Annotated in this window: 26 protein-coding genes; 14 read left to right on the top strand and 12 right to left on the bottom strand. The window is 71.7% G+C overall.

The window, feature by feature from the left end; translation table 11 throughout:
* Nucleotides 1-85: 85 nt before the first annotated feature.
* Nucleotides 86-556: a pyridoxamine 5'-phosphate oxidase family protein gene (locus HD597_RS21485; protein ID WP_253744462.1), complete on the top strand. Its 471-nt coding sequence runs from the start codon at nucleotides 86-88 to the stop codon at nucleotides 554-556.
* A gap of 165 nt (nucleotides 557-721) precedes the next feature.
* Here HD597_RS21485 and HD597_RS21480 read toward each other — a convergent pair whose 3' ends face one another.
* Nucleotides 722-1,483 carry an SDR family NAD(P)-dependent oxidoreductase gene (locus tag HD597_RS21480; RefSeq protein WP_253744461.1) on the bottom strand — a complete coding sequence of 254 codons (762 nt, stop codon included), beginning with the start codon at nucleotides 1,481-1,483 and terminating at the stop codon, nucleotides 722-724.
* A 319-nt stretch (nucleotides 1,484-1,802) separates the two neighbouring features.
* Here HD597_RS21480 and HD597_RS21475 point away from each other — a divergent pair, with 319 nt between their 5' ends.
* The 3 genes from HD597_RS21475 to HD597_RS21465 all read left to right on the top strand — a co-directional run bounded on the left by HD597_RS21475 (nucleotide 1,803) and on the right by HD597_RS21465 (nucleotide 6,504).
* Complete coding sequence (locus HD597_RS21475) at nucleotides 1,803-2,537, top strand: class I SAM-dependent methyltransferase (protein ID WP_253744460.1); 735 nt, start codon at nucleotides 1,803-1,805, stop codon at nucleotides 2,535-2,537.
* A 324-nt stretch (nucleotides 2,538-2,861) separates the two neighbouring features.
* Nucleotides 2,862-3,911 (top strand): TerC family protein, encoded by a 1,050-nt coding sequence (locus HD597_RS21470; protein ID WP_253744459.1) that lies wholly within the window; start codon nucleotides 2,862-2,864, stop codon nucleotides 3,909-3,911.
* A 304-nt stretch (nucleotides 3,912-4,215) separates the two neighbouring features.
* Nucleotides 4,216-6,504: a HelD family protein gene (locus HD597_RS21465; protein WP_253744458.1), complete on the top strand. Its 2,289-nt coding sequence runs from the start codon at nucleotides 4,216-4,218 to the stop codon at nucleotides 6,502-6,504.
* Between the two features lie 45 nt (nucleotides 6,505-6,549).
* On the opposite strand, the gene HD597_RS21460 is transcribed toward HD597_RS21465, so the two are convergent.
* Nucleotides 6,550-7,035 (bottom strand): MarR family winged helix-turn-helix transcriptional regulator, encoded by a 486-nt coding sequence (locus tag HD597_RS21460; protein ID WP_253744457.1) that lies wholly within the window; start codon nucleotides 7,033-7,035, stop codon nucleotides 6,550-6,552.
* Between the two features lie 105 nt (nucleotides 7,036-7,140).
* Between HD597_RS21460 and HD597_RS21455 the strand changes: the two genes are divergently transcribed.
* Nucleotides 7,141-10,413, top strand: a complete 3,273-nt coding sequence (locus HD597_RS21455; RefSeq protein WP_253744456.1) for an efflux RND transporter permease subunit — start codon at nucleotides 7,141-7,143, stop codon at nucleotides 10,411-10,413.
* Between the two features lie 104 nt (nucleotides 10,414-10,517).
* Here HD597_RS21455 and HD597_RS21450 read toward each other — a convergent pair whose 3' ends face one another.
* Entirely contained in the window at nucleotides 10,518-10,853 is a 336-nt protein-coding gene (locus tag HD597_RS21450) for a DUF6355 family natural product biosynthesis protein (protein WP_253744455.1), read from the bottom strand.
* 267 nt (nucleotides 10,854-11,120) lie between these two features.
* Between HD597_RS21450 and rraA the strand changes: the two genes are divergently transcribed.
* Nucleotides 11,121-11,591 (top strand): ribonuclease E activity regulator RraA, encoded by a 471-nt coding sequence (rraA, locus tag HD597_RS21445; RefSeq protein WP_253744454.1) that lies wholly within the window; start codon nucleotides 11,121-11,123, stop codon nucleotides 11,589-11,591.
* A gap of 162 nt (nucleotides 11,592-11,753) precedes the next feature.
* Here rraA and HD597_RS21440 read toward each other — a convergent pair whose 3' ends face one another.
* From HD597_RS21440 to HD597_RS21430, 3 genes are all read right to left on the bottom strand, one after another.
* Entirely contained in the window at nucleotides 11,754-12,023 is a 270-nt protein-coding gene (locus HD597_RS21440) for a hypothetical protein (RefSeq protein ID WP_253744453.1), read from the bottom strand.
* A gap of 3 nt (nucleotides 12,024-12,026) precedes the next feature.
* Complete coding sequence (locus HD597_RS21435; protein ID WP_253744452.1) at nucleotides 12,027-12,221, bottom strand: hypothetical protein; 195 nt, start codon at nucleotides 12,219-12,221, stop codon at nucleotides 12,027-12,029.
* Nucleotides 12,222-12,287: 66 nt separating this feature from the next.
* Complete coding sequence (locus tag HD597_RS21430) at nucleotides 12,288-13,073, bottom strand: hypothetical protein (RefSeq protein WP_253744451.1); 786 nt, start codon at nucleotides 13,071-13,073, stop codon at nucleotides 12,288-12,290.
* Nucleotides 13,074-13,268: 195 nt separating this feature from the next.
* Here HD597_RS21430 and purB point away from each other — a divergent pair, with 195 nt between their 5' ends.
* On the top strand, nucleotides 13,269-14,699 hold the full coding sequence (purB, locus tag HD597_RS21425) for an adenylosuccinate lyase (protein ID WP_253744450.1): 1,431 nt from the start codon (nucleotides 13,269-13,271) through the stop codon (nucleotides 14,697-14,699).
* Nucleotides 14,696-15,424: a GNAT family N-acetyltransferase gene (locus tag HD597_RS65890; RefSeq protein WP_253744449.1), complete on the top strand. Its 729-nt coding sequence runs from the start codon at nucleotides 14,696-14,698 to the stop codon at nucleotides 15,422-15,424. Before purB ends, HD597_RS65890 begins: the two co-directional genes overlap by 4 nt.
* Nucleotides 15,425-15,531: 107 nt before the next feature.
* On the opposite strand, the gene HD597_RS21415 is transcribed toward HD597_RS65890, so the two are convergent.
* On the bottom strand, nucleotides 15,532-17,022 hold the full coding sequence (locus HD597_RS21415) for a ketol-acid reductoisomerase (RefSeq protein ID WP_253744448.1): 1,491 nt from the start codon (nucleotides 17,020-17,022) through the stop codon (nucleotides 15,532-15,534).
* Nucleotides 17,023-17,114: 92 nt separating this feature from the next.
* Here HD597_RS21415 and ilvY point away from each other — a divergent pair, with 92 nt between their 5' ends.
* Both ilvY and HD597_RS21405 read left to right on the top strand, forming a co-directional pair.
* Nucleotides 17,115-17,975 carry an HTH-type transcriptional activator IlvY gene (gene ilvY / locus HD597_RS21410; protein ID WP_253744447.1) on the top strand — a complete coding sequence of 287 codons (861 nt, stop codon included), beginning with the start codon at nucleotides 17,115-17,117 and terminating at the stop codon, nucleotides 17,973-17,975.
* 137 nt (nucleotides 17,976-18,112) lie between these two features.
* On the top strand, nucleotides 18,113-19,153 hold the full coding sequence (locus HD597_RS21405) for a DUF4037 domain-containing protein (RefSeq protein WP_253744446.1): 1,041 nt from the start codon (nucleotides 18,113-18,115) through the stop codon (nucleotides 19,151-19,153).
* 65 nt (nucleotides 19,154-19,218) lie between these two features.
* Here HD597_RS21405 and HD597_RS21400 read toward each other — a convergent pair whose 3' ends face one another.
* Genes HD597_RS21400 through HD597_RS21390 form a run of 3 tightly spaced genes read right to left on the bottom strand, consistent with a single transcriptional unit; the run spans nucleotide 19,219 to nucleotide 21,172 of the window.
* A complete protein-coding gene (locus HD597_RS21400; protein WP_253744445.1) occupies nucleotides 19,219-20,013 on the bottom strand; it encodes an SRPBCC domain-containing protein in 795 nt (264 codons plus the stop codon).
* Nucleotides 20,010-20,360, bottom strand: coding sequence for an ArsR/SmtB family transcription factor (locus HD597_RS21395; protein WP_253744444.1), 351 nt, complete (start codon nucleotides 20,358-20,360; stop codon nucleotides 20,010-20,012). The genes HD597_RS21400 and HD597_RS21395 overlap by 4 nt, the downstream gene beginning before the upstream one ends.
* Before the next feature lie 50 nt (nucleotides 20,361-20,410).
* A complete protein-coding gene (locus HD597_RS21390; RefSeq protein WP_253744443.1) occupies nucleotides 20,411-21,172 on the bottom strand; it encodes a MerR family transcriptional regulator in 762 nt (253 codons plus the stop codon).
* A 71-nt stretch (nucleotides 21,173-21,243) separates the two neighbouring features.
* Between HD597_RS21390 and HD597_RS64650 the strand changes: the two genes are divergently transcribed.
* The 3 genes from HD597_RS64650 (at nucleotide 21,244) to HD597_RS21370 (ending at nucleotide 23,153) form a co-directional block, all read left to right on the top strand.
* Nucleotides 21,244-22,062: a MerR family transcriptional regulator gene (locus tag HD597_RS64650; protein WP_276082981.1), complete on the top strand. Its 819-nt coding sequence runs from the start codon at nucleotides 21,244-21,246 to the stop codon at nucleotides 22,060-22,062.
* Nucleotides 22,056-22,571 carry a hypothetical protein gene (locus HD597_RS21375; protein ID WP_253760005.1) on the top strand — a complete coding sequence of 172 codons (516 nt, stop codon included), beginning with the start codon at nucleotides 22,056-22,058 and terminating at the stop codon, nucleotides 22,569-22,571. The genes HD597_RS64650 and HD597_RS21375 overlap by 7 nt, the downstream gene beginning before the upstream one ends.
* Nucleotides 22,572-22,880: 309 nt before the next feature.
* A complete protein-coding gene (locus HD597_RS21370; protein ID WP_253744442.1) occupies nucleotides 22,881-23,153 on the top strand; it encodes a hypothetical protein in 273 nt (90 codons plus the stop codon).
* Between the two features lie 125 nt (nucleotides 23,154-23,278).
* Here HD597_RS21370 and HD597_RS21365 read toward each other — a convergent pair whose 3' ends face one another.
* Complete coding sequence (locus HD597_RS21365; protein WP_253744441.1) at nucleotides 23,279-23,698, bottom strand: winged helix-turn-helix transcriptional regulator; 420 nt, start codon at nucleotides 23,696-23,698, stop codon at nucleotides 23,279-23,281.
* A gap of 137 nt (nucleotides 23,699-23,835) precedes the next feature.
* Between HD597_RS21365 and HD597_RS21360 the strand changes: the two genes are divergently transcribed.
* The gene (locus tag HD597_RS21360; RefSeq protein WP_253744440.1) at nucleotides 23,836-24,201 is read left to right on the top strand and encodes a DoxX family protein; all 366 of its coding nucleotides are present in this window, start codon (nucleotides 23,836-23,838) and stop codon (nucleotides 24,199-24,201) included.
* 111 nt (nucleotides 24,202-24,312) lie between these two features.
* Here HD597_RS21360 and HD597_RS21355 read toward each other — a convergent pair whose 3' ends face one another.
* Nucleotides 24,313-26,568: an excinuclease ABC subunit UvrA gene (locus tag HD597_RS21355; RefSeq protein ID WP_253744439.1), complete on the bottom strand. Its 2,256-nt coding sequence runs from the start codon at nucleotides 26,566-26,568 to the stop codon at nucleotides 24,313-24,315.
* Between the last annotated feature and the right edge of the window lie 65 nt (nucleotides 26,569-26,633).

Here is a 26,633-nt window from a genome sequence, read left to right as displayed (position 1 = left end):
AATCTAGCGACTCCTGGCCGGGTTTGTAAACGCGGATTCAGGAACGAGGCGGATTCTGTCGGCTCCGGCCGTCATGATGAGGGTCATGGCTTCATGGCAGGAGTTCGAGACCCAGGCGCCGGAGCTGGCCAAGGCCGCCCGCCGGTTGATGGACACCTACACGCACAAGGTCCTGGCGACCTTGCGCAAGGACGGCTCGCCCCGGGTGAGCGGCGTCGAGACGAGCTTCAAGGACGGCGAGCTGTGGACGGGCTCGATGGCCCGCGCGGTGAAGGCCGCCGACCTGCGCCGCGATCCCCGCATGGCCCTCCACGTCACCTCGCGCGACCCCGACCAGGCCGACCCGTCCTCGTGGGAGGGGGACCTGAAGCTGTCCGGGCGCGCGGTGGAGATCACCGACGCCGGGGTGCTGGCCTCGTTCGGGCTGCCCGACGCCGACTCGCACCTGTTCCGGATCGAGCTGACCGAGGTGGCCTGGACGAGGGTGCAGGGCAACGAGATCGTCATCGCCGCCTGGCGTGAGGGTGTGGGCGAACGGGAGTTCCGCCGCACTTGATCTACAACGTAAAGGCGCCCGGCCGGTCCATCCCACCCACCTGCGTCCCGGTCGTCGACGCGCGCGGCACGTTCAGGGAGCAGGCCGTCGCCCGGTGACCGCGCAGCCGTTGTGACCCGGCGCCTGCCTCCGGCCGCGGAGCGCCGCGGTCACCGGCCGGTGCGGCTAGTGGACGGCGAAGCCGCCGTCCACGAAGAGCATCTGGCCGGTGACGAACGCGCAGGCGTTCCCCGCCAGGAACACCGCGGCACCCTCGAAGTCCTCCGGCACCCCGTTGCGCCCCACCATGTGCCGGGCCGCCAGCGCCTCGACCCGGCCGGGGACGGCCTGGGCGGGCTCGGTCAGCGGCGTCAGCACGAACCCCGGGATGATCGTGTTGACGCACACCCCGGCCGCCGACCACGCCTCGGCCTGGGAGCGGGTCAGCCCCGCCAGGCCGGCCTTGGCGGCGCCGTAGATGCCGCTGTCGCCGAAGGCGCTGACCGACTGCTGCGAGCCGACGTTGATGATGCGGCCCCAGCCGCGCTCCGCCATCCGCGGCCCGTAGTGCTGGCCGAGCAGGTACGGGGCGGTGAAGTTGACGGCCATGGTGCGCTCGAAGTCGTCCAGGGTGAGCTCGGCCATGGGCTTGCGGATGTTGTTGCCCGCGTCGTTGACCAGGATGTCGATGGCGCCGGCCGTCTCGCACACCCGCCGCACGTCGGCGCGGTCGCCGAGGTCGGCACTGATCCAGGACGCGCTCACGCCGTGCTCGCGCAGCCGGGTGACGGCCTTGTCGAGCTCGGTCTCCCTGCGGGCCACCACCACGACCTCGGCCCCGGCGCGCCCGATCGCCTCGGCGACGGCGTACCCGATTCCGGAGCTGCCGCCGGTCACCAGCGCGCGCCGGCCGTGAAGGGAGAACAGCTCCCGCAGATAGTCGGACATGGTCGATGAAGCTAGCACCCCGCGCCCGACCGGCCGCCACGAGGGCCGGTGTGAGCGAAACCACAGCCCGCCGTGTCCTGGCGGGCCGCCCCGGCGCCGCTGAGATGCCCGTCCCCGGCCGCCGGGGTCAGGAGGGCGGGCGCCGACCGGCCGTCGCGAAGGGGAGGGCGGGGTGCCGGGACACGGGTGTCAGCGGCCGTTCCCGGGCCTGTCGCGACACCCCGGGAAACGTGCTCTGACCAGGGGCGACAGGGATCGCTGGCCGTAGGATCATGAGGTCCGGCCGCGCGGGGCGGCCGCCCTGTTCTGGAGATCCCGAGTGAACCGCACCATTCGTACGATCGACGACGTCCTGGCCCTCATGGACCGGATGTTCGCCTCGGAGGCCGACCGGTGGACGGGCAACGCCTCCACCTGGTGGGACGGCTTCTACGCCGACCGGTCCAAGCCGGTCCCGTTCTTCGTACCGGGGCCGGACGAGAGCCTGGTCTCCTACCTGGACCGGGGGCTGCTGAAGCCCGGGCGCGCGCTGGACCTGGGGTGCGGGCCCGGCAGGAACGCCGTGCACCTGGCGTCGCTCGGGTTCGAGGTGGACGCCGTGGACCTGTCGCCCGCCGCGGTGACGTGGGGGCGGGAGCGGGCCGGGGAGGCGGGGGCCGAGGTGCGCTTCGTGTGCGGCGACGCGTTCACCTCGCCGGAGGTCGCGGGCCCGTACGACCTGGTGTACGACTCCGGCTGCCTGCACCACCTGCCGCCACACCGCCGGGTCAGCTACCGCGCGCTGCTGGAGCGGGTGCTGGCCCCGGGCGGGCACCTGGCCCTCACCTGCTTCGCGGCCGGCGGCATGGGGTCGGAGAAGAGCGACGAGGAGCTGTACCGCGACGGTGAGCTGCACGGCGGCCTGGCCTACACGCCCGGCGAGCTGCGGTGGCTGTTCTCCGACTACACCGAGGTGGAGCTGCGGCCGATGGTGCGCCAGCCGCCGGGCGGCGCGCTCTTCGGCGCCCCGTTCCTGCTGTCGGCGCTGTTCCGCCGTACGGAGGGCACGGGCTGACCCGCCCGCAGTGAAGGAGCTCAGGCGTCGCGGCGGCGCCGGCGGCAGGCGCGGGCCAGAGTGGCGATCTGTCCCCTGCGTGGGGGAGATCGCGCGGTATGAAGTACGGTGACAGAGCTCAGGAGGTCCCTTCGCCGACCCTCTGAGATGGATATCGCATACTGCATTCAGTATGTATGATCACAGGCGAAGTGGAGGGGAGTACTCCTTCGCGGCCGCGTCGTCATCACGGACCCGCCTTCGGGGCCCGGTGCGGTCGGTCCGCGACGACGCGGGCGGAGAAGACCTCCGACGGACGTGTCAACGCCAAGTCGGAGGAGCATCATGCCCCCACCCCTGTCCGTGCCCGCATGGCTGTGGGCGGCCACCATCGCCGCCCTGCTCGGACTCATCCTCCTCGACCTGTTCATCGTCAACAGGAGACCCCACAAGGTCACGATCGCCGAGTCGGCCCGGTGGATCACCTTCTACATCGGCTGTGCCGTCGCTTTCGGCGCAGCCGTGTGGATCTTCGGCGGCAGCGAGCACGCGGCCTCCTACATCACCGGGTACATCACCGAGTACACGCTGAGCGTCGACAACCTGTTCATCTTCATGCTCATCATGGCGAACTTCGCCGTTCCCGCGATCCACCAGCACCGCGTGCTGCTCATCGGGATCATGATGGCGCTGGTGATGCGCGGGATCTTCATCGGCGTGGGCGCCCAGGCCGTACAGCGCTTCAGCTGGATCTTCTGGCTCTTCGGCGGCATCCTCATCTACACCGCGTGGAAGTTCGCCTTCAACCACAACGACGACGAGGAGTACGACCCCAACGGCGGCGTCGTACGGCTGGTCCGCAGGCTGTTCCCGGTCACCGACACCTACCACGGCTCCCGGCTGACCATCAAGCAGGACGGCCGCCGCCTGCTGACCCCGATGTTCATCGTCATCGTCGCCATCGGCGGCGCGGACCTGGTCTTCGCGGTCGACTCGATCCCGGCCATCTTCGGCATCACCCAGGACGCCTATCTGGTCTTCGCGGCCAACGCGTTCGCGCTGATGGGGCTGAGACAGCTGTACTTCCTGCTCGGCGGGCTGGTGGAGAAGCTCGTCTACCTCACCTACGGCCTGGCGGTCATCCTGGCCTTCATCGGCGTGAAACTCGTCCTGCACGCCCTGCACGAGAACGAGCTGCCGTTCATCAACGGCGGCGAGCACGTCACCTGGGTCCCGGAGATCAACAACTGGCTCTCGCTGGCGGTCATCGTCACCGTGCTCACCGTCACGACGGTGGCCAGCATGATCAAGTCCAGGCGCGACACCCGCCGGGCCGCCGGGCAGCCCCTGCCCGAACCGCCGGTGTCCGAGCCCGCCGATCAGCCGAGCAACTGATCACGGCGGCAAACGGCTGAGCGGCACCGCCCCGCGGGCTGGATCCCGCGGGGCGGTGCCGTGTCGGCAGCCAGAAGCTGTTCCGGCGTAGCCGGCTTGCTCGTTTCGGGATGCGGCGAGATGGGGGCGATCAACCGTTCGCTGCCCGTACGGGCTGAGCTGCGGGGACGCGAAGCGCCGACAGGAGGGGCCGACAGGGGGCCGACAGAGGGGTTTGCGCGCGGCGACGCGCGGGTCTAAGCTCGAACATTGCCATTCTCTACTGCGAGCTATCACATACCTCCTGTTAGGAGTATACCACCGAATGACTAATCGTCAAGATGGTCTCGCGCAAGCCCTTGACACCGAGCAGCGCACCGTGTCGTGGCTCTACGGGCGGCTCGACGCCGCCAGGGAGAGCGCCCAGCGCACCCTGCGCGAGGTGTACGCCGCCGGCGGCGTCGCGGTCACCCGCCAGGCGCGGGTGGAGCGCGAGGTGCTGGCCTCGGAGCAGGCGCGGCGGCTGGCGCAGCTCAACGCGGTCGAGCGGGGCCTGTGCTTCGGCCGCATCGACGACGCCGCGGGGCGCAGCACGTACATCGGCAGGATCGGCCTGCGCGACGAGGCGCACGAGTCGGCCCTGATCGACTGGCGGGCGCCGGCGGCCCGGCCGTTCTACGTGGCCACGGCCACCGACCCGGGCGGGCTGGTGCGCAGGCGCCACCTGCATCTGAAGGACCGCCTGGTGGTCGGCATCGACGACGAGGTGTTCGACCTGGAGGGGATGAGCGAGGGCGACCGGCGCACGCTGGTGGGCGAGGCGGCGTTGCTGGCGGCGCTGCGCCGGGGCCGTACGGGCCGGATGGGCGACGTGGTGGCGACCATCCAGACCGAGCAGGACCGGGTGATCCGGGCCTCGCTGCAGGGGGCGCTGGTGGTGCAGGGCGGTCCCGGCACCGGCAAGACGGTGGCGGCGCTGCACCGCGCGGCGTACCTGCTCTACACCCACCGCGACACGCTGGAGCGGCGCGGCGTGCTGGTGATCGGCCCGAACCCGATGTTCCTGCGCTACATCGGCCAGGTGCTGCCCGCGCTGGGGGAGACGCAGGTGGTGATGACCACGGTGGGGGAGATGTTCCCCGGCGTGCGGGCGGCGGCGGCCGACGAGCCGGCGACCGCGGTGGTCAAGGGCGACGCGCGGATGGCCGGGCTGGTCGCCGCGGCGCTGGAGCGGCTGCGGCGCGTGCCGGAGGGCGAGCTGGTGGTGGAGCTGGACGGGCTGCGGCTGCGGGTGCCGCACGAGACGTGCGTACGGCTGCGCGAGCGGGCCCGCGCGGTGCGGCTGCCGCACAACATGGCCCGCAAGCTGTACGTCACCGAGCTGCTCAAGGAGCTGGCCAGGGCCGAGGCGCGGGCGCTGGAGGAGTCGCTGCACATCGAGGACCTGGTGATCGAGGGCGAGCCGGAGCTGAGCGAGCCGCTCGACCTGGAGGGCGACCTGGACGAGCTGGACCTGGAGCTGGCCTCGCGGCGGTTGTGGGGCGAGCCGGCGGTGCGCCGCGCGGTGGACGGGCTCTGGCCGGAGCTGACACCGCAGTCCATGATCGCGGGCCTGCTGTCGGACGCGGAGGCGCTGCGGCAGGCGGCGCCGCCCGGGCTCGACTGGAGACCGCTGCTGCGCCCGCCGGACGCCGCGTGGACGGTGGGGGACGTGCCGCTGCTGGACGAGGCCGCCGAGCTGCTGGGCGAGGACGACTCGGCGCGGCGGGTGGCGGCCAGGGCGGCCGGCGAGGAGCAGGCCGAGCAGGAGCTGTACGCGCGGGAGGTGCTGACCGTGACGGGCGTGGCGGAGTCGGGCATCTTCGAGCGGGCCGACGTGCTGGCCGGGCGGCACGCCGACGAGGGCCTGGGCCTGACCACCGCGGACCGGGCGGCGGCCGACCGGAGCTGGGCGTACGGGCACGTGATCGTGGACGAGGCGCAGGAGCTGTCGCCGATGGCCTGGCGGATGATCATGCGGCGGGTGCCGGCCAAGTCGCTGACCGTGGTGGGCGACGTGGCGCAGACGGGCTCGGCGGCGGGCGCGCGCTCGTGGGGCGAGGTGCTGGACCCGTACCTTGCGGGCCGCTGGCGGGAGGAGCGGCTGCTGGTCAACTACCGCACCCCGGTGGAGATCATGCGGGTCGCGGCGGACGTGCTGCGCGCGTTCGCGCCGGGGCAGGAGCCGCCGGAGTCGGTGCGCGAGGGCGAGGCGGAGCCGCGCGCGGTGCGCACGCCGGTGTCCGGGCTGCCGGAGCTGGTGGCGGGGGAGCTGGCGGAGATCGGGGCGGGGCAGGAGCAGGGCCGCGTGGCCGTGCTGACGCCTGACGCGCGGCACGCGGAGGTGGCGCGGCTGTTCCCGGCGGGGGACCTGGACGCGCCGGTGGTGGTGCTGACGGTGGGGCAGGCCAAGGGGCTGGAGTTCGACGCGGTCGTGGTGGTGGATCCGGCCGGCATCATCGGGCAGTCGCCGCTGGGCGGCCAGGATCTGTACGTCGCGGTGACGCGGGCCACGCGGCGGCTGACGGTGGTGCACGAGGGCGACCTGCCGCCGGTGCTCTCCCGCCTGGCGTAGAAATCTACAACGTAAAGGCGCCGGCCCGGGAACCCGGAGAGGGGGTCACCCGTTGTCGGGGGTGAGCTCGTCGGGGACGGGAGCCCTGTCCGGGGCGAGCTTGGCGGCGACCTCACCGATCTTCCGGCTGACGTGCTCGAGGGTGCGCAGGGTCTCGGTGTCGAGGTGCTCCATGATGCGCCGGTACTGCTGGATTCCGGCGTTGTTGATCTCCTCGATGAGGCCGGCGCCGGCGGGGGTGAGCTCGACGCGGCGGACGCGGCGGTCATGGGGGTCCTCGTGACGGCTGACGAGGCCGTGGGCGACGAGGCGGTCGACGATGCCGGTCACGGTGCCGAGACCGACGCCGAGATTGTGGGCCAGGTCCTGTCCTGAGGCGGAGCCGTTCATGGACAGGACCATGACGACCTTGAGCTGCCTCATGGTGAGGTTGGAGCTGAACAGGGGGGATTGGTGCTGAGCGAACAGCCGTGCCAGGCCTCGCTGTGTGTCGGTGATCCGGCGGATCAGGTCTTCGCGTTCGTTGCTCACGCTCACCTCTCGCTTCCTGAGAAGGTTATCAGGAACGCTTGAGTGATCTAAATATTCGTGCAAGGCAAAGTGTTAGTCTAGGGCGAACTCTTGGAGGGGGACCCTATGACCGCATTTGCTCGGTTGAGCCTGGTCAACCGGAGCCTTGTCATCTTGGTGGCGGTCGTGCTCAGCGCGTTCGGCGCGTTCACGATTCCGCAGTTGAAGCAGCAGTTGCTGCCGTCGTTGTCGTTCCCGGGCGCGTTCGTGATCGCGTCGTATCCGGGTGCGTCGCCTGAGATCGTAGAGGATCAGGTGACCGCCCCGATCGAGGACTCCTTCCAGGGGCTTGCCGGGATGGAGCAGATGACCTCGACCTCGAAGGAGGGCCTGGCACAGATCCAGGTCGCCTTCGAGTACGGCACCGACGTCGAGTCCTCGCTGAACAAGATGCAGCAGGCCATCAGCAGGGTGGCGCTGCCGGACGGCGTGGACCCGCAGGTGGTTGCGGGCAACACCGACGACATCCCGGTGCTGGTGCTGGCGGTGGGCGACGGTGGTGACGAGCGGGCGATGGCCGACAAGCTGCGCCGCATCGTGGTGCCCGAGATCCAGGGCGTCGAAGGCGTACGGGAGGCCGAGGTCACCGGCACCCGCGACGAGGTCGTCACGATCGAGCCCGACGCCAAGAAGATGGCCGAGAAGGGCGTGTCGGCGGCGCAGATCCCCGAGGTGCTGCGGGCGAACGGGACCCCGATCCCGGCCGGCACGCTGACCGCGGACAACAAGTCGCTGTCGGTGCAGGTCGGCTCGCGGGTCGACTCGGTGGACAAGCTGAAGAACCTCTACCTGACGCCTGCTCAGCCGACGGCCGCGCAGCAGCAGGCCGCCGCCCAGGCGCAGGCCCAGCAGGCCGCCGCGGCCCGGGCGCAGGCCGCCCAGGCGCAGGCGCAGGGGCGTGCGCAGGTTCCGCAGCAGCCGGTGGCGCAGCCCAAGCCGCCCAAGCCCGTCAAGCTGGGCGACGTCGCGACGATCACGCGCGGGCTGGCGGACGCCACGACGATCACCCGTACCGACGGCAAGACCAGCCTCGGCGTCTCGGTGACGATGGTGCCCGACGGCAACGCGGTGGCGATCTCCCACGCGGTCGCCGAGAAGCTGCCCGAGCTGACCAAGGCGCTGGGCGACGGCTCGGACACGGCCGTGTCGGTGGTGTTCGACCAGGCGCCGTACGTGGAGCAGTCGATCGAGAGCCTGACCACCGAGGGCCTGCTGGGCCTGATCTTCGCGGTGCTGGTCATCCTGGTGTTCCTGCTGTCGGTGCGCTCGACGCTGGTGACGGCCGTGTCGATCCCGCTGTCGGTCGTGATCGCGCTGATCGCGCTGTGGGCGGGCGACTACTCGCTCAACATGCTGACGCTGGGCGCGCTGACGATCGCCGTGGGCCGGGTCGTGGACGACTCGATCGTGGTGCTGGAGAACATCAAACGGCATCTCGCCTACGGCGAGGCGAAACTCCAGGCCATCCTGACGGCGGTGCGCGAGGTGTCGGGCGCGGTCACGGCCTCGACGCTCACGACGGTGGCGGTGTTCGCGCCGATCGCGATGGTCGGCGGCATGGTGGGCGAGCTGTTCAGCCCGTTCGCGATCACGGTGACGGTGGCGCTGCTGGCCTCGCTGGTGGTGTCGCTGACCGTGGTGCCGGTGCTGGCGTTCTGGTTCCTCAAGTCGCCCGACCTGACGCCGGAGGAGGCGCGCAAGCAGCGCGACGAGGCCGAGGCCAAGGAGCTGCGCTCGCCGCTGCAGCGGGCCTACCTGCCCGTGCTGCGCTTCGCCACGCGGTTCAAGCTGGTGACGATCCTCATCGGCGTGGCGGTGTTCATCGGCACGATGGGGCTGGCCGGCGGGCTGCAGACGAACTTCCTGGACTCCTCCGGGCAGAACACGCTGTCGATCTCGCAGCGCATGCCGGTGGGCACGGACCTGGCGACCACCGACAAGGCGGCCAAGAAGGTCGAGGACGTGCTGGCCGGTCAGGACGGCGTCGACACCTACCAGGTGAACGTCGGCGGCGGCAACGCCATGATGGGCGGCACCGGCGGCGGTGCCGACCGGGCGTCGTACTCGGTCACCCTGAATGAGGACGCCGACACGGCCAGGATCGAGCAGGAGCTGCGCGACAAGGTCGCCGGCCTGTCGGGGGTCGGCGAGGTCACCGTCGGCGGCGCGAGCGGCGGCGGGTTCGCCTCCGACACGATCGAGGTGATCGTGCAGGCGCCCGACAACGAGACGCTGCGCACCGCGACCGACGCGGTGAAGACCGCCATGGGCGAGGTGTCCGGGCTGCGCGACCTGTCGTCGAACCTGGAGACCAGCGCCCCGCGCGTCGAGGTCGTGGTCGACCGCGAGGAGGCCGCCGAGCGCGGCCTGTCGGAGGCGCAGGTCGGGCAGGCGGTGGCGCAGGCCTTCCGCGGCGCCCCGCTGGGCCAGATCACGCTGGACGGCCGCGCGAGCGACCTGGTGCTGCGCGGCGCGGACGCGCCGGACGACGTCAAGGCGATCGAGGACCTGAAGCTGGCCACGGCCGGCGGCACGGTGAAGCTGTCGTCGGTGGCCGACGTGCGCGAGGTGGCCGGGCCGACGCAGGTGACCAGGATCGACGGCGAGCGCTCCGCGACGGTCTCGGCCAAGGCCGAGGACTCGGGCAACCTCGGCGCGGTGACGCAGGAGCTGACCACGAAGCTCGACGGGCTGGCGCTGACGTCGGGCGCGTCGTACGAGATCGGCGGCGTGTCGGCGGACCAGGCCGACGCGTTCTCCGACCTCGGCATGGCGATGCTGGCGGCGATCGCGATCGTGTTCCTGATCATGGTGGCGACGTTCCGCAGCTTCATCCAGCCGGTGATCCTGCTGGTGTCGATCCCGTTCGCGGCCACGGGCGCGATCGGCCTGCTGGTGGCGACCGACACGGCGCTGGGCGTGCCGGCCCTGATCGGCATGCTGATGCTGATCGGCATCGTGGTGACGAACGCGATCGTGCTGATCGACCTGATCAACCAGTACCGCGATCAGGGCATGGGCGTGGTCGAGGCGGTGATCGAGGGCGGCCGGCGCAGGCTCCGGCCGATCCTGATGACGGCGGTGGCCACGATCTGCGCGCTGACGCCGATGGCGCTGGGCGTGACCGGCTCCGGCGGGTTCATCTCCCAGCCGCTGGCCATCGTGGTGATCGGCGGCCTGATCTCCTCGACGCTGCTGACCCTGGTCCTGGTCCCGACGCTGTACGTCGTGGTCACCAGGAAGCGCGACCGGGGGCCGCGCCACGCGGCCGGGTCGCAGGGCGGGGAGCGGAGCGGCGAGGAGGCCGGCAAGGAGAACCTGGCCGGCCAGCCGGCCTGACGGTCGCCTGACGCCGTGGTGAACGCCCGGCGGGGTCGCTTGACCTCGCCGGGCGCTACGGCCAGGTCGCGCTGATCAGCCGCCCGTGGGTGCGGCTCGGTCGCCTACCCGGCTGAGCACAGCCTGCCCGTGTACTTGGCGTACCAGATGCTGGGATACTTCCCTAGCGTGGTGAGGCCTGGCTTGACGCACTTGTCGTAGTTGCCGCTGTCGCCACCCCAGCCCAGTTCGACGTTGATGACGATGTCGGTCCGAGGTGGCGCATCGCAGTGCCCGTACAGTGCGTTGAGGTTGCCGTCCACGTGAAAGCCGCACTGGAACTGCGCGGCGGGCTGCGGCTCGGCGGTGGCGGCTGATGCGGGCAGCGCAACCGCCGCCATGGTGGCCAGCGAGAGGGTGGCGATTGCCGAGCGCATGGAGGCGGATGTCCGAATTCGCATGATTGCTCCGAGAGAGATGAGGAGATCTCGAACAGGGCCATCCAATGCGAGAGCAGCCTCAGATCCGCTTCATCCCGGCTTCATCTGAGGTGGAGGGGCATGCGGGGGGCGCATACTTGCACTTCTCTTGACGTCGAGAGCCCGGATTGCCGGGCCTGCCGTGAGAAGCCTCGTTATAAATCTACGATGTAAAGGCGCTGGGTTTCGGGATCGACCGCACCGCTACGATCACGAACGACAACAGCCACGGGAAGAAAGGGCCGCGCCATGGACATCGTGACCGCTGACCTCTACGACGAGCGCGGTGACCAGCTCGACTCCTGCGACCTCCAGCTCTCCCAGTACGGCGGCCGCCGCTCCTTCGCCGGGACGATCGCCACGGTGCGCTGTCATGAGGACAACGCGCTGCTCAAGAGCGTTCTGGGCGAGCCTGGTGAGGGGCGCGTCCTGGTGGTCGACGGCGGCGGCTCGGTGCACACCGCGCTCATGGGCGACGTCATCGCCGCTCTGGCCGTCGCCAACGGCTGGGAGGGGGTGGTCATCAACGGTGCTGTACGCGATGTCGCCGCCCTGCGCGAGCTGAATCTGGGCATCAAGGCACTGGGCTCCAACCCGCGTAAGAGCGGCAAGTCGGGTGTCGGCGAGCGCGACGTCCCGGTCACGTTCGGCGGGGTCGTCTTCGAGCCGGGAGCCGAGCTGTTCAGCGATGACGACGGCATTCTCGTGACCCGCCCCTGAGGTCAGCGCGTCGAGCCCGTCGCGCAACACGTCGGCCGGGCCATGAGGAGAACACCGTCGATCGCGGACCGCGCCCAGGTGGAAGCCGTCACCGGAGCGGTGCCAGGCCCGGTAGCCGGGCTTCCGGCTGCGGCCGGCGCCGGGCGCGAGGAGGGCGGAGGTTCACGCCGTGCCGGTCTCCGCGTCGTCACCCGCCTCACGGAGATCGGCGAGGGTGAGCCCCAGTGTCTCCAGCAGGTCGGTCAGCTCGTGCAGCTGGTAGTAGCCCGGCAGCCGGCCGACGGCGGCGCCGCCCTGGGTCACGAGGTACCACACCTCGCCCGGCCGCACGTCGGGTGCGATCATGCGGACGAAGACCCAGTGCGCGTTGCTGGGCAGCACGTCCACCGGCTGGATGCGGAGCCCGCCCGGGGCCACGAAGTAGCGCCCCATGCGTCATTCCGGCGGTGAGAAGCGCGGCTGGTCGGCGAGCTTGATCTCGCGCAGGTCGTCGTCGGCCTGCTCGGTCGCGGTGTGGAGCCTGCGGACGGCCACGCGCAGCTCGTCGAGCGTCAGGTCGGCGTCGAGCGCGCCGAAGGCCTCCCGGACGGGTGCCAGCGCTGCCTCTATCGCCCCGTGCTGCTCATCCATGAACCGACGTTACGTCACGGTGCCCGCTTCGTCACCCAAGGGCCGCGCCGTCCAGCGTGGCGCGGTTCACCAGTTGTCGGGAGCGACGGACTTGCCAGGCGGATGGGTGATGGTGAAGCCGGCTCCCCAATCCCGGTAGATCTTGTTCTGCTTGATGTAGTCGAAGCCGTCGTCCTTCTCCTCGGGGGCGTTGTCCCAGGTGATCACGGCGTGGAAGCGCCTCGGCAGGCGATCGGGGCCGACCCAGAGCCGCCACGAGATCGTCCCTCCGGTGAAACCGCCTTCCTCGGTGCTGAACCTGACGCCCGGCTGGGTCGTGCCGAGGCCGGCGACGGTCACCGTTCCCCGCAGGAGGGTGCAGGGCGTGCCTTCGACGGTTCCGCCGTCGGTGGCGCTGTGGTCCTGGGCGGCGGCCAGTGCCAGGAAACCGAGGTTGATCCCGTCGACCAGATCGTCCTTCCACTGGTAGTTCGGTGAGTACCCCCGTGCGCGCCACTTCTTGCCCTTGGGCAGGGGGTCGTACCTGTCGTCCTGGGTGTAGCTGGCGCGGCCGACCGTGCGTAAGCGGAAGCGCCGGCCTTCCTCGTCGACCTCCGTGACGTCGGAGGCCGACACCCCCGAGGCCGTGAGGCGGTACGCGCCGGAGGAGGTGCTGGTCGTGACGATGCCGACCAGCCTTTCCACCGACTTGGCGGTGAAGCGTACGCCGCTCTTGCTCGCGAACTGGCGTTTGACAGCGGCGATCACGGGGGTGAGGGATTCCGGGCGGGCAGCGGCGGCGGGTGGGGCGGCGAGGAGGTGCGTGGAGGCGAGCAGGGCGGCTACGGGGGCGAGGAGACGAAGTGAACGCACGAAGCCCTCCGCTGGTCAGTGAACGTCCCACCCTGAGGCGATCACTCTAGCGGAAACGATCTGTGCCTGGATCGGATTGATCTACGCTGTAAAGGCGCTGGGATCGGGACGATCCACCATCCCGCCGTCGACAACAGACTCAACGACGGGGGAAGGCGTCAGGTGGCCGGAGCGGGGTGAATACACTTGTCGAACGTGACTTCCAAGCCGCGTATCCCCAATGTCCTGGCCGGCCGCTACGCCTCGGCGGAGCTGGCGCGCCTGTGGTCGCCCGAGTACAAGATCATCGCCGAGCGGCGGTTGTGGCTGGCGGTGCTGCGGGCACAGGCCGAGCTGGGGATCGCGGTGCCCGAAGGGGCGGTCGCCGACTACGAGAAGGTGGTCGAGCGGGTCGATCTGGAGTCGATCGCGGCGCGGGAGCGGGTCACCCGGCACGACGTGAAGGCGCGCATCGAGGAGTTCAACGCGCTGGCCGGGCACGAGCAGGTGCACAAGGGCATGACCTCGCGCGACCTGACCGAGAACGTCGAGCAGCTCCAGGTGCGCGACAGCCTGCTGCTGGTGCGGGACCGGGTGGTGGCGCTGCTGGCGCGGCTGGCGACGCTGGCCGAGGAGCACGAGGCCACGGTCATGGCGGGCCGCTCGCACAACGTGGCCGCGCAGGCGACGACGCTGGGCAAGCGGTTCGCGACGGCGGCCGACGAGCTGCTGGTGGGGTTCCGGCGGCTGGAGGAGCTGATCGGCCGTTACCCGCTGCGGGGCGTCAAGGGGCCGGTGGGCACCGCGCAGGACATGCTGGACCTGCTGGGCGGTGATCGCGGGAAGCTGGCCGAGCTGGAGGGGCGGGTGGCCGCGCACTTGGGGTTCGAGCACCGCTTCACCAGCGTGGGGCAGGTGTATCCGCGGTCGCTGGACTTCGAGGTGGTGACGGCGCTGGTGCAGCTGGCGGCGGCGCCGTCGTCGCTGGCCAAGACGATCCGGCTGATGGCCGGGCACGAGCTGGTGACCGAGGGGTTCAAGGAGGGGCAGGTCGGCTCCTCGGCGATGCCGCACAAGATGAACACCCGCTCCTGCGAGCGCGTGAACGGCCTGGCCGTGGTGCTGCGCGGTTACGCCTCGATGGTGGGCGAGCTGGCGGGCGACCAGTGGAACGAGGGTGACGTGTCCTGCTCGGTGGTGCGGCGGGTGGCGCTGCCGGACGCGTTCTTCGCCTTCGACGGGCTGGTGGAGACGATGCTGACGGTGCTGGACGAGTTCGGGGCGTTCCCGGCGGTGATCGCCGCCGAGCTGGGCCGTTACCTGCCGTTCCTGGCGACGACGAAGATGCTGATGGCGGCGGTGCGGGCCGGGGTGGGCCGCGAGCAGGCGCATGAGCTGATCAAGGAGCACGCGGTGGCGGCGGCGCTGGCGATGCGCTCGCGCGGGGCGGCGAACGAGCTGCTGGACCTGCTGGCCGCCGACGAGCGGTTCCCGCTGGACCGGGCGCGGCTGGAGGAGCTGCTGGCGGACCGGGTGTCGTTCACCGGGGCGGCGGCCGACCAGGTGGAGGCGGTCTCGCAGCAGGTGGGCGAGGTCGTGGCGGCGTACCCGGAGGCGGCCGCGTACCGTCCCGGCGCGATTTTGTGATCAGAGATCTGCGTTCCCTGGACGAGGTGCGGGCCGCGTGCGGGGACGACGATCTGGTGGTGTGGGCGGCGCAGGGCCTGTCCGGGGGCAGCCGGGCGTGGGCGCTGGGCGGGGCGGTCGTGGCCGCCAGCCCGGCGGTGTCGCGGCATGACCGGTTAGCCGTGTGGGGGGAGGCGTCGGACGCGGTGGGGCTGGTGCGGCACGCGCTGGGCGAGCTGGGGCCGACGTACCGGCCGCTGGGTGAGGTGGAGCTGGTGCGGCGGGTGGCCGCGAAGGTGGACGGCGTGCGGGAGGCGGCGGAGTTCTCCTGGATGAGCCTGTCCGGTCAGGTGCCGGCGCCGGGCGGGGGTGTGGGCTGGCTGGACGGCGGTGCGGGGGTAGAGGTGGCGGAGCTGCTGGCGGCCGACGCGCCGCACTCGTACGCGGTGCCCGGCGCGGCCGGGGTGAGCCGGTGGGCGGGTGTCCGGGTGGACGGGGTGCTGGCGGCGGTGGCGGCCGAGGCGTGGTCGGCGCCGACGGTGGGGCTGGTGGCGGGGGTCGCCACGCGGGCGTCCCTGCGCGGGCGGGGGCTGGCCGGGCTGGTGTGCCGGTGGGTGTCGCGGGAGCTGGTGGCGGCGCGCGGGCGGGCGGCGCTGATGGTGGACGACGGGAACGCGGCGGCGATCAGGGTGTACGAGGGGATCGGGTATCGGCGCAGACGGGTGCTGGCCGCGTACGTGGCCTGATCCCTCCCGGTACTGCTGCGCGCGTATGGGGATGGCGCCGCCGTGACCGCGTCCGTGCCGCTGTCCTGGCTCGGCGCCGACCGCCTGCTCGCCGGCGCCGCCCCGGGTCAGGCGACGGGCACGGAGATGTCCACCGAGGGCCGTAGTTTCGCGGCGGCGGCCAGCGCCTGGTGGACGGGGTGGCCGGTGAAGGCGGACACGAGGTCGCCGTCGGCGGGAGCGCTCGCGGCCGGGAAGGCGATCTGCTCGTAGGCGGCCTGGAAGCGCGGCCCCCACCGGCGCGCGCCGAGCCGCGCGGTGCGGGAGCAGTTGTCCACCATGTACGCGACATCGCGGGCGTGCATGTACGGCAGCAGCGAGTCGACGGCCTCGATCACCGACTCGTTGACGATCTCCGACCACGGGTGGCCGCGTTCGGCGAACTCGTCCACCTGGGCCATCATCGTGGCCACGAACAGCCCGGCCGTGAACGGCTCGACGTCCGTCTCCCGGCCGGCGCGGCCGGCGCGGCCGGCGCGCACCGGCCGGCCGGCGGCCCACATGGGCGAGCCGCTGATGCGGCTCATCGGCCGGTCGGCCAGACGTCGTTCGGCGAGGATGACGCTGCGCAGCTCGGTGCCGTCGGCGACCTCGTCGTAGATCTCGGCGACGAGCTCCCTGGCGGGGCCGTAGGCGGCGGTGTAGGCGCGGTCGAAGGTGTCGCGGGCGCCGGGGCCGAGCCGGTCGCGGACGGCGGTCAGGCCGGAGCGGGAGATGGTCTGCCGGATGGGGCCGGTGAGGGATTCGCAGGAGCGTTCGTAGGCGGTGGCGGGGTCGTCGCCGGCCAGCCGGTAGTGCCCGTACAGGGCTTCGACGAGGCCGTGGACGGCGCCCAGCAGGATGGCGCGCTCGCCGGCGATGTCGGAGAGGTATTCGCCGGCGAGCGTGGTGCGGAAGGTGTAGGGGGAGCCGAGCGCCACCGACCAGCCGAGCGCGAGGTCGGCGGCGCGGCCGCTGTGGTCGGCGTGCACGGCGAAGCTGGCGTTGATGCCGGCGCCACCGACGTGGCCGCCCTGCTCGTACAGGCGGCGCACGGAGTCGCCCATGCCTTTGGGGCAGACGGCGATGACGTCGTGGCCGTCGGGGAACGCGCCGCCGGTGGCGCGCAGGTGGCCGAGCAGGAAGCCGTGGGACAGGCCGATGGCGGCGCCGGGCCGCAGCGCGGCGAAGATCTCCTGGTGGTGGGCGGCCAGGGCGGCGTCGGCGATGAGCAGGATGACCAGGTCGCTGGTGGCGGTGACGTCGAGCCAGTCGCCGAGGGTGCCGTCGTGCTCGGTGAAGCCGTGGGTGCGGGCGTCGGGCGCGGAGGCGGAGCCGGGGCGCAGGCCGACGGCCACCTGGATGCCGGTGCCGGCCAGGGAGTCGCGCAGGTTGAGCGCCTGGGCGCGGCCCTGGGGGCCCCAGCCGATGACGCCGATCCGGCGGACGCCGGCGAACGCGGCGGGCAGCAGCGGGAACAGGTGCCTGCCGCCCGGCAGGACCGTTTCGGTGCCGCCGGGCACGTCCATGGTCTGCAGAGGGAAGACGGCGGAGGTGAAGGAGTTGCCGGGGGAGGTCATGGCGTCAGTTGTAGGATCCGCTGCGATCCCGCGGCAAGCGCAACCTGTGCAGCGGGGCGTTGCGTGAAGCGGAACACCTGAGGTGGGGCGGTATGGAGGAGCATCGCGAGTTGCGGGTTTTCCTGCATCTGGCGCGGACGCTGAGCTTCGGCAGGACGAGTCAGGACTGTCATGTGAGCCCGGCGACGCTGACCAGGCTGGTGCAGCGGCTGGAGGCGCGGCTGGGGCAGCGGTTGTTCGACCGGGGGCCGCGCGGGGTGGCGCTGACGGACGAGGGGCGGCGCTTCCGGGAGTACGCGGTGGCGGCGGTGGACCTGTGGCACGCCTACCGGCAGGGGGAGGTGGGTCCGGGGGAGTTGTCGGGGCGGCTGGGCCTGTTCGCGACGGTGACGGCCTGCCAGGCGTTGCTGCCGGATCTGCTGGCGCCGTTCCGGGCGGCGCATCCGCGGATCCGGGTGGATCTGCGTACGGGGGACGCGGCGGCGGCGCTGGCGCGGCTGGATGAGGGGGAGGTGGACGCGGCGGTGGCGGCGATCCCGGGCCGGTTGCCGGCGTCGCTGGTGAGCCGGACGGTGGCGGTGACGGATCTGGTGTTCGTCGCGGGGACGGCGGAGGCGGGGCTGGAGGGGCCGTTCGTGCTGCCTCGGCGCGGACTGGTGCGGGAGGCGGCCGACCGGTGGTTGCGGGGGCGGCTGCCGTGGCGGCCGGAGGTGGTGGCCGAGCCGGAGGGGCACGAGGCGCTGCTGGCGCTGGTCGCGCTCGGGTACGGGACGGGGATCGTACCGCGGATGGTGCTGGAGACGAGCGTGATGCGTGACCGGGTGCGGGTGGTGGCGGCCGATCCGGCGCCGGCGCCGCTGGCGGTGGGGTTGTGCGTGCGGCGGGCCGATCTGCGGCGGCCGTTGGTGGCGGCCCTGTGGAGCCTGACGGACGGAGTGCGACACACGGTCTGACGGGCGGGTCTGACGGGCGTGCCTGGCGGATGAAGCCTGCCGAAGGGGGGCCGTCCGGGGTGATCACCGGAGCCGATCCCGTGGTGGCGTTAATTCGGATGAGGTTCCGGCGGCGCTCGTGCAGAGTTGACGGAGTGATGTCCAACTTTGTACCTGGTATCGAGCTGTCGCGCGCCTTCTACGGCGAGGTCGTGGCGCCCTTGGTGTCGGGAGTTCCGCATAGCGCAGCGCTGATCGGGCCGGGCTCGGAAGTGCTGGAGTTCGACACGGCGCGGTCGGCGGATCATGACTGGGGGCCGCGGGTGCTGCTGTTCGTGGCCGCGGAGCGGGTGGCCGAGGTGGAGGCGAAGGTGGTGGCGGGGCTGCCCGACCGGTTCGGCGGCTTCCCGACCGTGTTCGCCTATCACGAGCGGGTGCGGCCGGGGGTGACGGTGATGGATCTGGGCCAGTGGCTGGTGGACCGGCTGGGTTTCGATCCGCGGCGGGGGGTGACGCTGCTGGACTGGTTGTCGGCGCCGTGGCAGCGCCTGGCGGAGGTGACCGGCGGCGAGGTGTTCTCCGACGGGCTGGGCGAGCCGGGCCTGGAGGCGGCCAGGGCGGCGTTGCGCTGGTACCCGCACGACGTGTGGCGCTACGTGCTGGCGTGTCAATGGCAGCGGATCTGCCAGGAGGAGCCGTTCGTCGGCCGGTGCGGGGAGGTGGGCGACGAGCTGGGGTCGGCGGTGCTGGGGGCACGGCTGGCGCGGGAGGTGATGCGGCTGGCGCTGCTGCTGCGCAGACGGTACCCGCCGTATGCGAAATGGCTGGGCAGCGCGCTGGCGCGGCTGCCGGGCTCGACCGAGCTGGGGGAGTCCCTGGGCGCCGCGGTGGCGGCCCGCTCCTGGCGGGAGCGGGAGACGGGCTTGTCGGCCGCGTACGGGAGGGTGGCGGCGCTGCAGAACCGGGTGGCGCTGGCCGAGCGGCTGGATGAGGGGGTGCGGGGGTTCTTCGACCGGCCGTTCCAGGTGATCGGGGCGGGGCGGTTCGTGGAGGCGCTGATGGCTTCGGTGTCGGATCCGGTGATCAGGGGACTGCCGGTGACGGGGTGCGTGGATCAGCTGTCGGATTCGACGGATCTGCTGGTGGCGCCGGCGCGGGCGCGGGCGGTGACGGCCGCGGTGCTGGGCTTGACCGCTTAGTAATCTACAACGTAAAGGGCGAGGGTATGGACAAAATCCCTCGCCCTTCTTTCGTTCAACCCCTGTCAGACGATGAGGGAGGCGGCGAGGTCTTCGACGCGGATGCGCCAGGCGTCGGCCGTGGCGGGGTCGCCGGTGCAGGTGATGATGAGGCGCGGCCCCTGGCCGGTGCCCTGGGTGAGCTCCCAGCGGACGGAGCCGTCGGGGGTGTCGTACTCCAGGAGTTTGGCGGTCTCTGCGCGGGTGACCGGCCCGGGCCGGAGGGTCGGGACGGTGAAGGGGGCCGGTGGCGGGGTGCCGGGGGTGGCGTCGGGGCCGTGCAGGAGCTGCCAGACGTCTTCGGCGGGGCGGGTGAGCTGGCGTTCGACGCGTACGGTGTCGCGGTCGACGGTGGTGGAGGGCAGGCCGAGGATGGCGATGTAGTCCTCGTGGAGGCGGGCGGAGTGGGCGGGGTCGGGCTGGTCGGGCAGGTGGCTGGGGCGTTGGTCGAGGTGGGCGTGCAGGGCTTGGATGCAGGTGTGCCAGCCGGCGGCGAAGCTGGCGGCGCCGTGGCGGTCGGTGAAGGTGTGGGTGAAGGTGAGCAGGGTGCCGTCGCCGTCGGGGGTGAGGTGCCAGCGTAGTTCGTCCTCGCCCCAGGTGTGGGCGAAGGTGCGGGGTGGGTCGTTGGTGGTGATGCGGCCGTCGGGGCCGAAGCCGTAGCCGATGCGGTCGCCGTCGATGGTGACGTCGGCGGGGAACCAGGCGGCGAGGTGTTCGGGCTGGGTGATGGCGTGCCAGACCTTGTGGGGTGGGTGGGGGAGGCGGCGTTGGAGGGTGAGGGTGGTGCGGCCGTCGGGGTGGAGGGTGAGGGTCTCGTTCATGGGGTGGGGTCGTCTTCCGTGGCGGCGGGCAGGGTGTCGGGCAGGGTGTCGGGCAGGGTGTCGAGGTGGTGTTCGAGGTTGTCGAGGGCGGTGTTCCAGAGTCTGCGGTAGGGGGTGAGCCAGGCGTCGATTTCGGCGAGGGGTTGGGGGCGGAGTTCGTACCAGCGGCGTTGGGCGTCTTTTCGGACGGTGACGAGGCCGGCTTGGCGGAGGATGCGCAGGTGTTTGCTGGTGCCGGGTTGGGTGAGGCCGAGGTGGTGGGTGAGTTCGGCGACCTGGTGGGGGCGTTGGAGGAGGAGGTCGAGGATGTGGCGTCGTGCGGGTTCGGCGAGCACGTCGAAGGGCATGCGGCGAATATACCGGTCTAGTTATATGCCTGCAAGGGTATGTATGCGGGTCAGGGGGTGTGGCGGCGGGCGTTGGCGTGGATGGCGTGGCGCAGGTAGGCGGCCAGGCCGGGGGTGACGGCGTCGAAGACGGCGGTGAAGCGGGGGTCGTCGACGTAGAGGTCGCCGAGGCAGCGGTGCAGGTCGTGGGGGCAGTCGTAGAACCAGCGGGTGATGTGGCCGCGGTGGCGCTCGGCGATGTCCATGGCGGGGGTCTCGTCGGCGGGCAGGCCGGCTTTGTGGGCCGCGGCGAGGTCGTCGGTGATGGTGGCGGCTTCGGCTTTGAGCTGGAGCCAGTCGGCTTTGGTGTAGGCGGCGACGCGGCGGCGGCTCTGGGTGTAGGCGTCGGTGTGGCCCCAGCGGCGCTCGGCTTCGGCGTCGTGGTCTTCGGGGCGGAAGTCGCCGAAGATCTCAAAGCGTTCTTCGGGGGTGAGGGTGATGCCGGCGGTGCGGGCGGTGATGGCGCGTTCGACGGCGGTGATGACCTCGTGCAGGCGGGCGGCCTTGCCGGTGAGGAGCTCGTGCTGGCGGCGCAGGTGGGTGAGCTCGTCGGCGGCGGGTTCGTCGAGGATGACGGCGATCTCGTCGAGGGGGAAGCCGAGCTCGCGGTAGAGGAGGATCTGCTGCAGGCGGGTGAGGTCGTCGTCGGTGTAGCGGCGGTAGCCGGAGCGGGTGCGCTCGCCGGGGGTGAGCAGGCCGATCTCGTCGTAGTGGTGGAGGGTGCGGACGGTGATGCCGGCGAGTCTGGCGACCTGGCCCACGGAGAAGCTCATGTCTTCCAGCTTGGGGGCTGCCGTCGGGTGGGGGTCAAGCCGGGGTGGACTCTCCCCTTGTGGGAGGGGTCATGCTGGTGGGCGTGGACGAGGAGTTGCTGCCGATCGGGCAGTTCGCCCGGCTGGGCCGGTTGAGTGTGAAGCAGTTGCGGCATTACGACGAGCTGGGGTTGTTGCGGCCGGCGTATGTGGATGCGGAGACGGGTTACCGGTATTACCGGGCGTCGCAGGCGCGGGCGGCGTTGTCGATCGGGTTGTTGCGGTCGCTGGATGTGCCGTTGCCGGTGGTGGGTGAGGTGTTGTCGGGGGCGCCGGAGGAGGCTGCGGGGGTGCTGGCGGGGGTGCGGGATGCGCTGGAGGCGGAGCTGGTGCGGCGGCGGCGGACGCTGGCGGCGCTGGAGCGGGTGATGGCGCAGGGGTTGCCGGCGGCGCCGGTGCGGCTGGTGGCCGAGCCCGCGCGCCGGGTGGCGGTGGTGCGGGAGCGGGCGGCGGGGCCGGAGGACATCGGGCGGGCGACGTCGGTGGCGGTGGCGCGGTTGCTGGCGGGTGGGTTCTCGGGGGAGGGGGCGGTGCGGCTGGTGGGGTTGTTCCCGGTGGATCTGGGTGAGGTGGTGGAGGTTTCGGTGGCGGTGGTGCTGGAGGAGGGGTGGCGGGCGGCTGAGGGGGTGGAGGTGGGGGTGTTGCCGGGCGGGGTGTTCGCGTGTGCGACGCATGTGGGGCCGTACGACCAGATCTCGTTGACGGCGCATGCGGTGCTGGCGTGGTGTGCGGAGCGGCGGCATGTGGTGAGGGGCGCTGTTCGTGAGGTGTACGTGTCGGATCCGGCGGTGACGGCTCCGGAGGAGCTGGTGACGCGTCTGCTGGTGTGTGTGGAGGAGGAGTCGTGGTGAGGGCGGAGCTGGTGTCGTGTGGCCGGGTGTCGCGGCTGTGCGTGTCGGGGGTGGGGGAGCCGGGTGGTGTGGAGCACGTGTCGGCGATCGGGGCGTTGTACGCGGTGGCGTCGGCGCTGGGTGGTGCTTCGGGGCCGTTGGAGGGGTTGTGGTGGGTGGAGGAGGAGGGGCCGCCGCTGATGGTGGCGCGGGAGCGGTGGCGGTGGCATCTGCTGCTGCCGGCTGCGGGGGCGGAGGTCGCGGGGGCTCTGGAGCGGGCGCGTGAGGGGGCGCGGGGTTCGGGGGCGGCGGTGGATCGGGTCGTGGTGTCGTCTTTCACGGAGGGGGAGTGTGTGGAGGTGTTGCATGAGGGGCCGTTCAGCGAGGAGTACCGGTCGCTGGCGGTGATGGAGGCGTTCATGGCGGAGCGGGGGCTGGTGGTCAACGGGCCGCATCATGAGGTGTATCTGACGGCGCTGGATGATCCGTCTCCGCGTACGGTGCTGCGGCAGCCGGTGCGGCGGGCGTAGGCGCGGGTGGGTGTCCTGGCCGTTCCGGCGGCTGGGGCGCCTTTTTGTCGTTTACGGGAGGGAGTGTCGGTCAAGGGCGGGCCGGGGGCGTGCCATGCGCGGGTCAAATCTTGTCGTGGCTTCGTGACCAGGGCAGACTCGCGGCGGGGGCGGGACATACGCTGGGTGGCGACGGCCAGGGGCGTGGTCGTGGTGGCCTCGCCCGCCTGATCGGCGCGGGCGTTTCGGGGTGTGTGCGGCTCCGGGGCCGGGCGCCGGTCGGCGCTGATCGACTGGAGTTACGCCTCATGTTAGGTAGAGGAACGGCTGTTGTGGCGCCTGCCGTTCGGCGGCGCGCCGGAGTCCGCCGCGCGGGCGGGGCTGATCGCCGCCGGCCGGGCGGAGGGGTGCGTGCCGATGCGCGGCGTCCTGAGCTGCGTCCTGCGCTACGTCCTGCGCTACGTCCTGCGCTACGTCCTGTACTGCGCTCGACGCTGCGTCCTGCTGGAGGGCCTGCCGGGTGGCGGCGGGTTTCGCCGGGCGCCGGTGGGTGGCGGCCGGTCGTCGTGCGGCGTGCGGCGCGCCCGATGGACGGGTTATTAGCCGGCAGGCCCTTGCGGGTGGCGGCGGGTTCGCCGCCGGCTGGTGAGGTCCGGGCGGCGGCGGTGGAGCGCCCGGTTCTGGGTGTGTGCGGTCACGGGGCGGTGGCCGTGCCGGATCACGGGTTATTACCCGGCTTCTGAGGCGGTGGGGCGCGGGTGTTGCGGCCCGCGCCGGTCGCGGGTCTCGTGCGCGGCCCTGCTGGCTTCGATGTGCGGGACGTGTTCGATGGCCCAGCCTGCGAGGGCGAGCGCGGGCGGGATGAGGCTCTTGCCGGTGGGGGTGAGGGCGTATTCGACGCGTGGCGGGACTTCGGCGTGGACGGTGCGGGAGACGAGGCCGTCGCGTTCGAGGTGGCGCAGGGTCAGGGTGAGCATGCGCTGGGAGATGCCGGGGATCTGCTGGTGCAGGTCGGTGAAGCGCAGGGTGCCCTGGTCGAGGGTGGCGACGACGAGCAGGGTCCATTTGTTGCAGATGCGGTCGAGGACCGCGCGCAGGACGCGGCCTCCGTCTCCGCGGATCAGGCAGGTGTGCTCGTAGTCCGGCATGACAGCCCCTTGTGGGTTACGCACACGTGTGTGCCTTTTGTAAGGCTTTCAATGGTGACGCATGATGAGGCTACTTACGACCGGTAACCATCGGGCCCGGTCTGCTGTTTTCTCCCTAGCCTCGTGAAGGTGTCCTCATGGAGTTGTCGTACTGGGCCGTGGCCGCGCTGCTGGCCGTCCTGTACCTGTTCGCCGGCGGCAAGAAGATCGTCCAGAGCCGGGAGCGGCTGCGGCCGATGATGGGCTGGGTCGACACCGTCCCGATGCCGCAGGTGCGGGCGATCGGCGTGCTGGAGGTGCTCGGCGTGGCGGGGCTGTTCCTGCCGCCGCTGACCGGGATCGTGCCGTGGCTGGCGGTCGCCGCGGCGTCGGGGCTGGCGCTGATCCAGGTGGGGGCGATCGTGCTGCACGTACGCCGGGGCGAGGCGTCGGTGGTGTGGCTGAACGTGGTCGCGCTGGCGGTCGCGGCGGCGGCCGTGTGGCTGGCCACCGTCTGGATCTGAGGATCCTCCGGCCGCTACGTCAGCGGGACGGGAAGTCGCGCACAAGGCGGTGGAGTCCACGTGCCACGCCTCGATGCGTCCTGCCGTGCGGACGGCGTGCACCCTCCAGGGTCAGGAGCGGGCGGAGAGCGCGGCCTTCAGGTGGGCGCCGGTGACGGATCCCGGGGCGCCGGGCAGGCCCGCCGGCGGCCCTTCGTACAGGATGCGGCCGCCGTGCCTGCCGCCGCCGGGGCCGAGGTCGATCACCCAGTCGGCGCGCGCGACCACGTCGAGGTGGTGCTCGATGACGATGACGGTGTTGCCGCCGTCGACGAGCCGGTCCAGCAGCGCGATGAGCGTCTGGACGTCCGACAGGTGCAGGCCGGTGGTGGGCTCGTCCAGGATGTGCACGGCGCCGGTCCTGGACAGCTCGCCGGCGAGTTTCATGCGCTGCAGTTCGCCGCCGGACAGGGTGCTGGCAGGCTGGCCGAGGGTGAGGTAGCCGAGCCCGACGTCGACGAGCGCGGCGATGCGGCCGGCCACGGCGGGCTCGGTGAAGAAGGCGGCGGCCTGGTCGGCGGTCAGGGCGAGCACGTCGGCGATCGACAGGCCGCGCAGCCGGTGGGCCAGCGCCTCGGGCCGGTAGCGGGTGCCGGCGCACAGCTCGCACACCGTGGTGACGGGGTCCATGAACGCCAGGTCGGTGTGGATGACGCCGCGCCCCTCGCAGCGGGGGCAGGCGCCGCCGGAGTTGTAGCTGAACAGGGCGGGCGGGGCGCCGGCGGCGCGGGCGAACAGGCGGCGGATCGGCTCCAGCACGCCGAGGTAGGAGGCGGGGCTGGAGCGGGCGGAGGCGCCGGGGGCGGCCTGGCCGGCCACGACGGCGCCGGGGTGCTGGGCGGGCAGGATGCGGGTGATGAGGGTGGACTTGCCGGATCCGGCGACGCCGGTGACGCAGGTGAGCACGCCGGTGGGGATGGCGGTGGTGACCTCGCGCAGGTTGTGCAGGCTGGCGGGGGCGATGGTGAGCCGGCCGGTGGGGCGGCGCGGCGCGGTCTTGAGCTCGGCGCGCCGGCGCAGGGCGCGGCCGGTGCGGGTGGCGGAGGCGGTCAGGCCGCCGGGGGTGCCGGTGTAGACGATGTGGCCGCCGTGGACGCCGGCGCCGGGGCCGAGGTCGATGACGTGGTCGGCGACGGAGATGACGTCGGGGTCGTGCTCGACGACCAGGACGGTGTTGCCCTTGTCGCGCAGCTCCGCGAGGAGCCGGGTGAGGCGGCCGACGTCGCTGGGGTGCAGGCCGGCGCTGGGCTCGTCGAAGACGTAGGTCATGCCGGTCAGGGCGGAGCCGAGGTGGCGGACGGTCTTGAGGCGCTGGGCCTCACCGCCGGAGACGGTGGAGGTCTCGCGGCCGAGGGTGAGGTAGCCGAGCCCGATGTCGTCCAGGCGGCGCAGCGCTCGTACGGCGGCGTCGGCGACGGGGTTGCCGAGGCCGGACAGGACGGTGATGAGGTCGGTGATCTCCATGGCGGCGTGGTCGGCGATGGAGTGGGGGCCGATCCTGGTGGCCAGGGCGGCCGGGTTGAGGCGGGCGCCGTGGCAGCCGGGGCAGAGGCCTTCGGTGATGAGGCCGGCGACGGCGCGGCGGGTGCGCTCGGACAGGGTGGAGGTGTCGCGTCTGAGGTAGAGGCGGGTGAACCGGTCGGCGACGCCTTCGTAGTCGACCTTGTTGAGGGTGCCGTTCTTGCCGCGCACGTCGACGGTGAAGCCGCTGCCGTGCAGGAGCAGGTCGCGTTCGGCGGGGGTGTAGGCGGCGACGGGCTTGGCGGGGTCGAAGGTGCCGGAGCGGGCGTAGATCTGCCACTGCCAGGTGCCGACGCCGAACAGGGGGAAGCGGATGGCGCCGTCGTCGAGGGAGAGGGCGGGATCGATGAGGGCGTCGAGGTCGAGCTGGACGGCGCGGCCGAGACCGTCGCAGCCGGGGCACATGCCGGTGGGGTCGTTGAAGGAGTAGGCGAAGGAGTAGCCGGCGCTGGGGGTGCCGTAGCGGGAGAACAGCACGCGCAGGATCGGCATGATGTCGGTCATCGTGCCGACGGTGGAGCGGGCGTTGCCGCCGACCGGCTTCTGGTCGACGACGATGGCGGCGCCGAGGTTGTCGATGGCTTCGACGTCGGGTTTGTCGTGCGAGGGCAGCCGGTTGCGGATGAAGGCGGTGTAGGTCTCGTTGAGCTGGCGCTGTGATTCGGCGGCGACGGTGCCGAAGACGATGGAGGACTTGCCGGAGCCGGACACGCCGGTGAAGACGACCAGGCGGTTCTTGGGGATGCGCAGGGAGACGTTCTTGAGGTTGTTGACGCGCGCGCCGGTGATCACGATGCTGTCGTCCATGCCGCCACGCTACCGTATGGTGTACGGCACGCTGTACGGCTCAAGTCCTCGCGGCCGCCCGGTAT

This window comes from Nonomuraea thailandensis, from assembly GCF_024172165.1.
GTDB lineage: Bacteria > Actinomycetota > Actinomycetes > Streptosporangiales > Streptosporangiaceae > Nonomuraea > Nonomuraea thailandensis.
The sequence above is the reverse complement of the archived record's forward strand: the minus strand, read 5'-3'. Positions and strand labels throughout refer to the sequence as shown.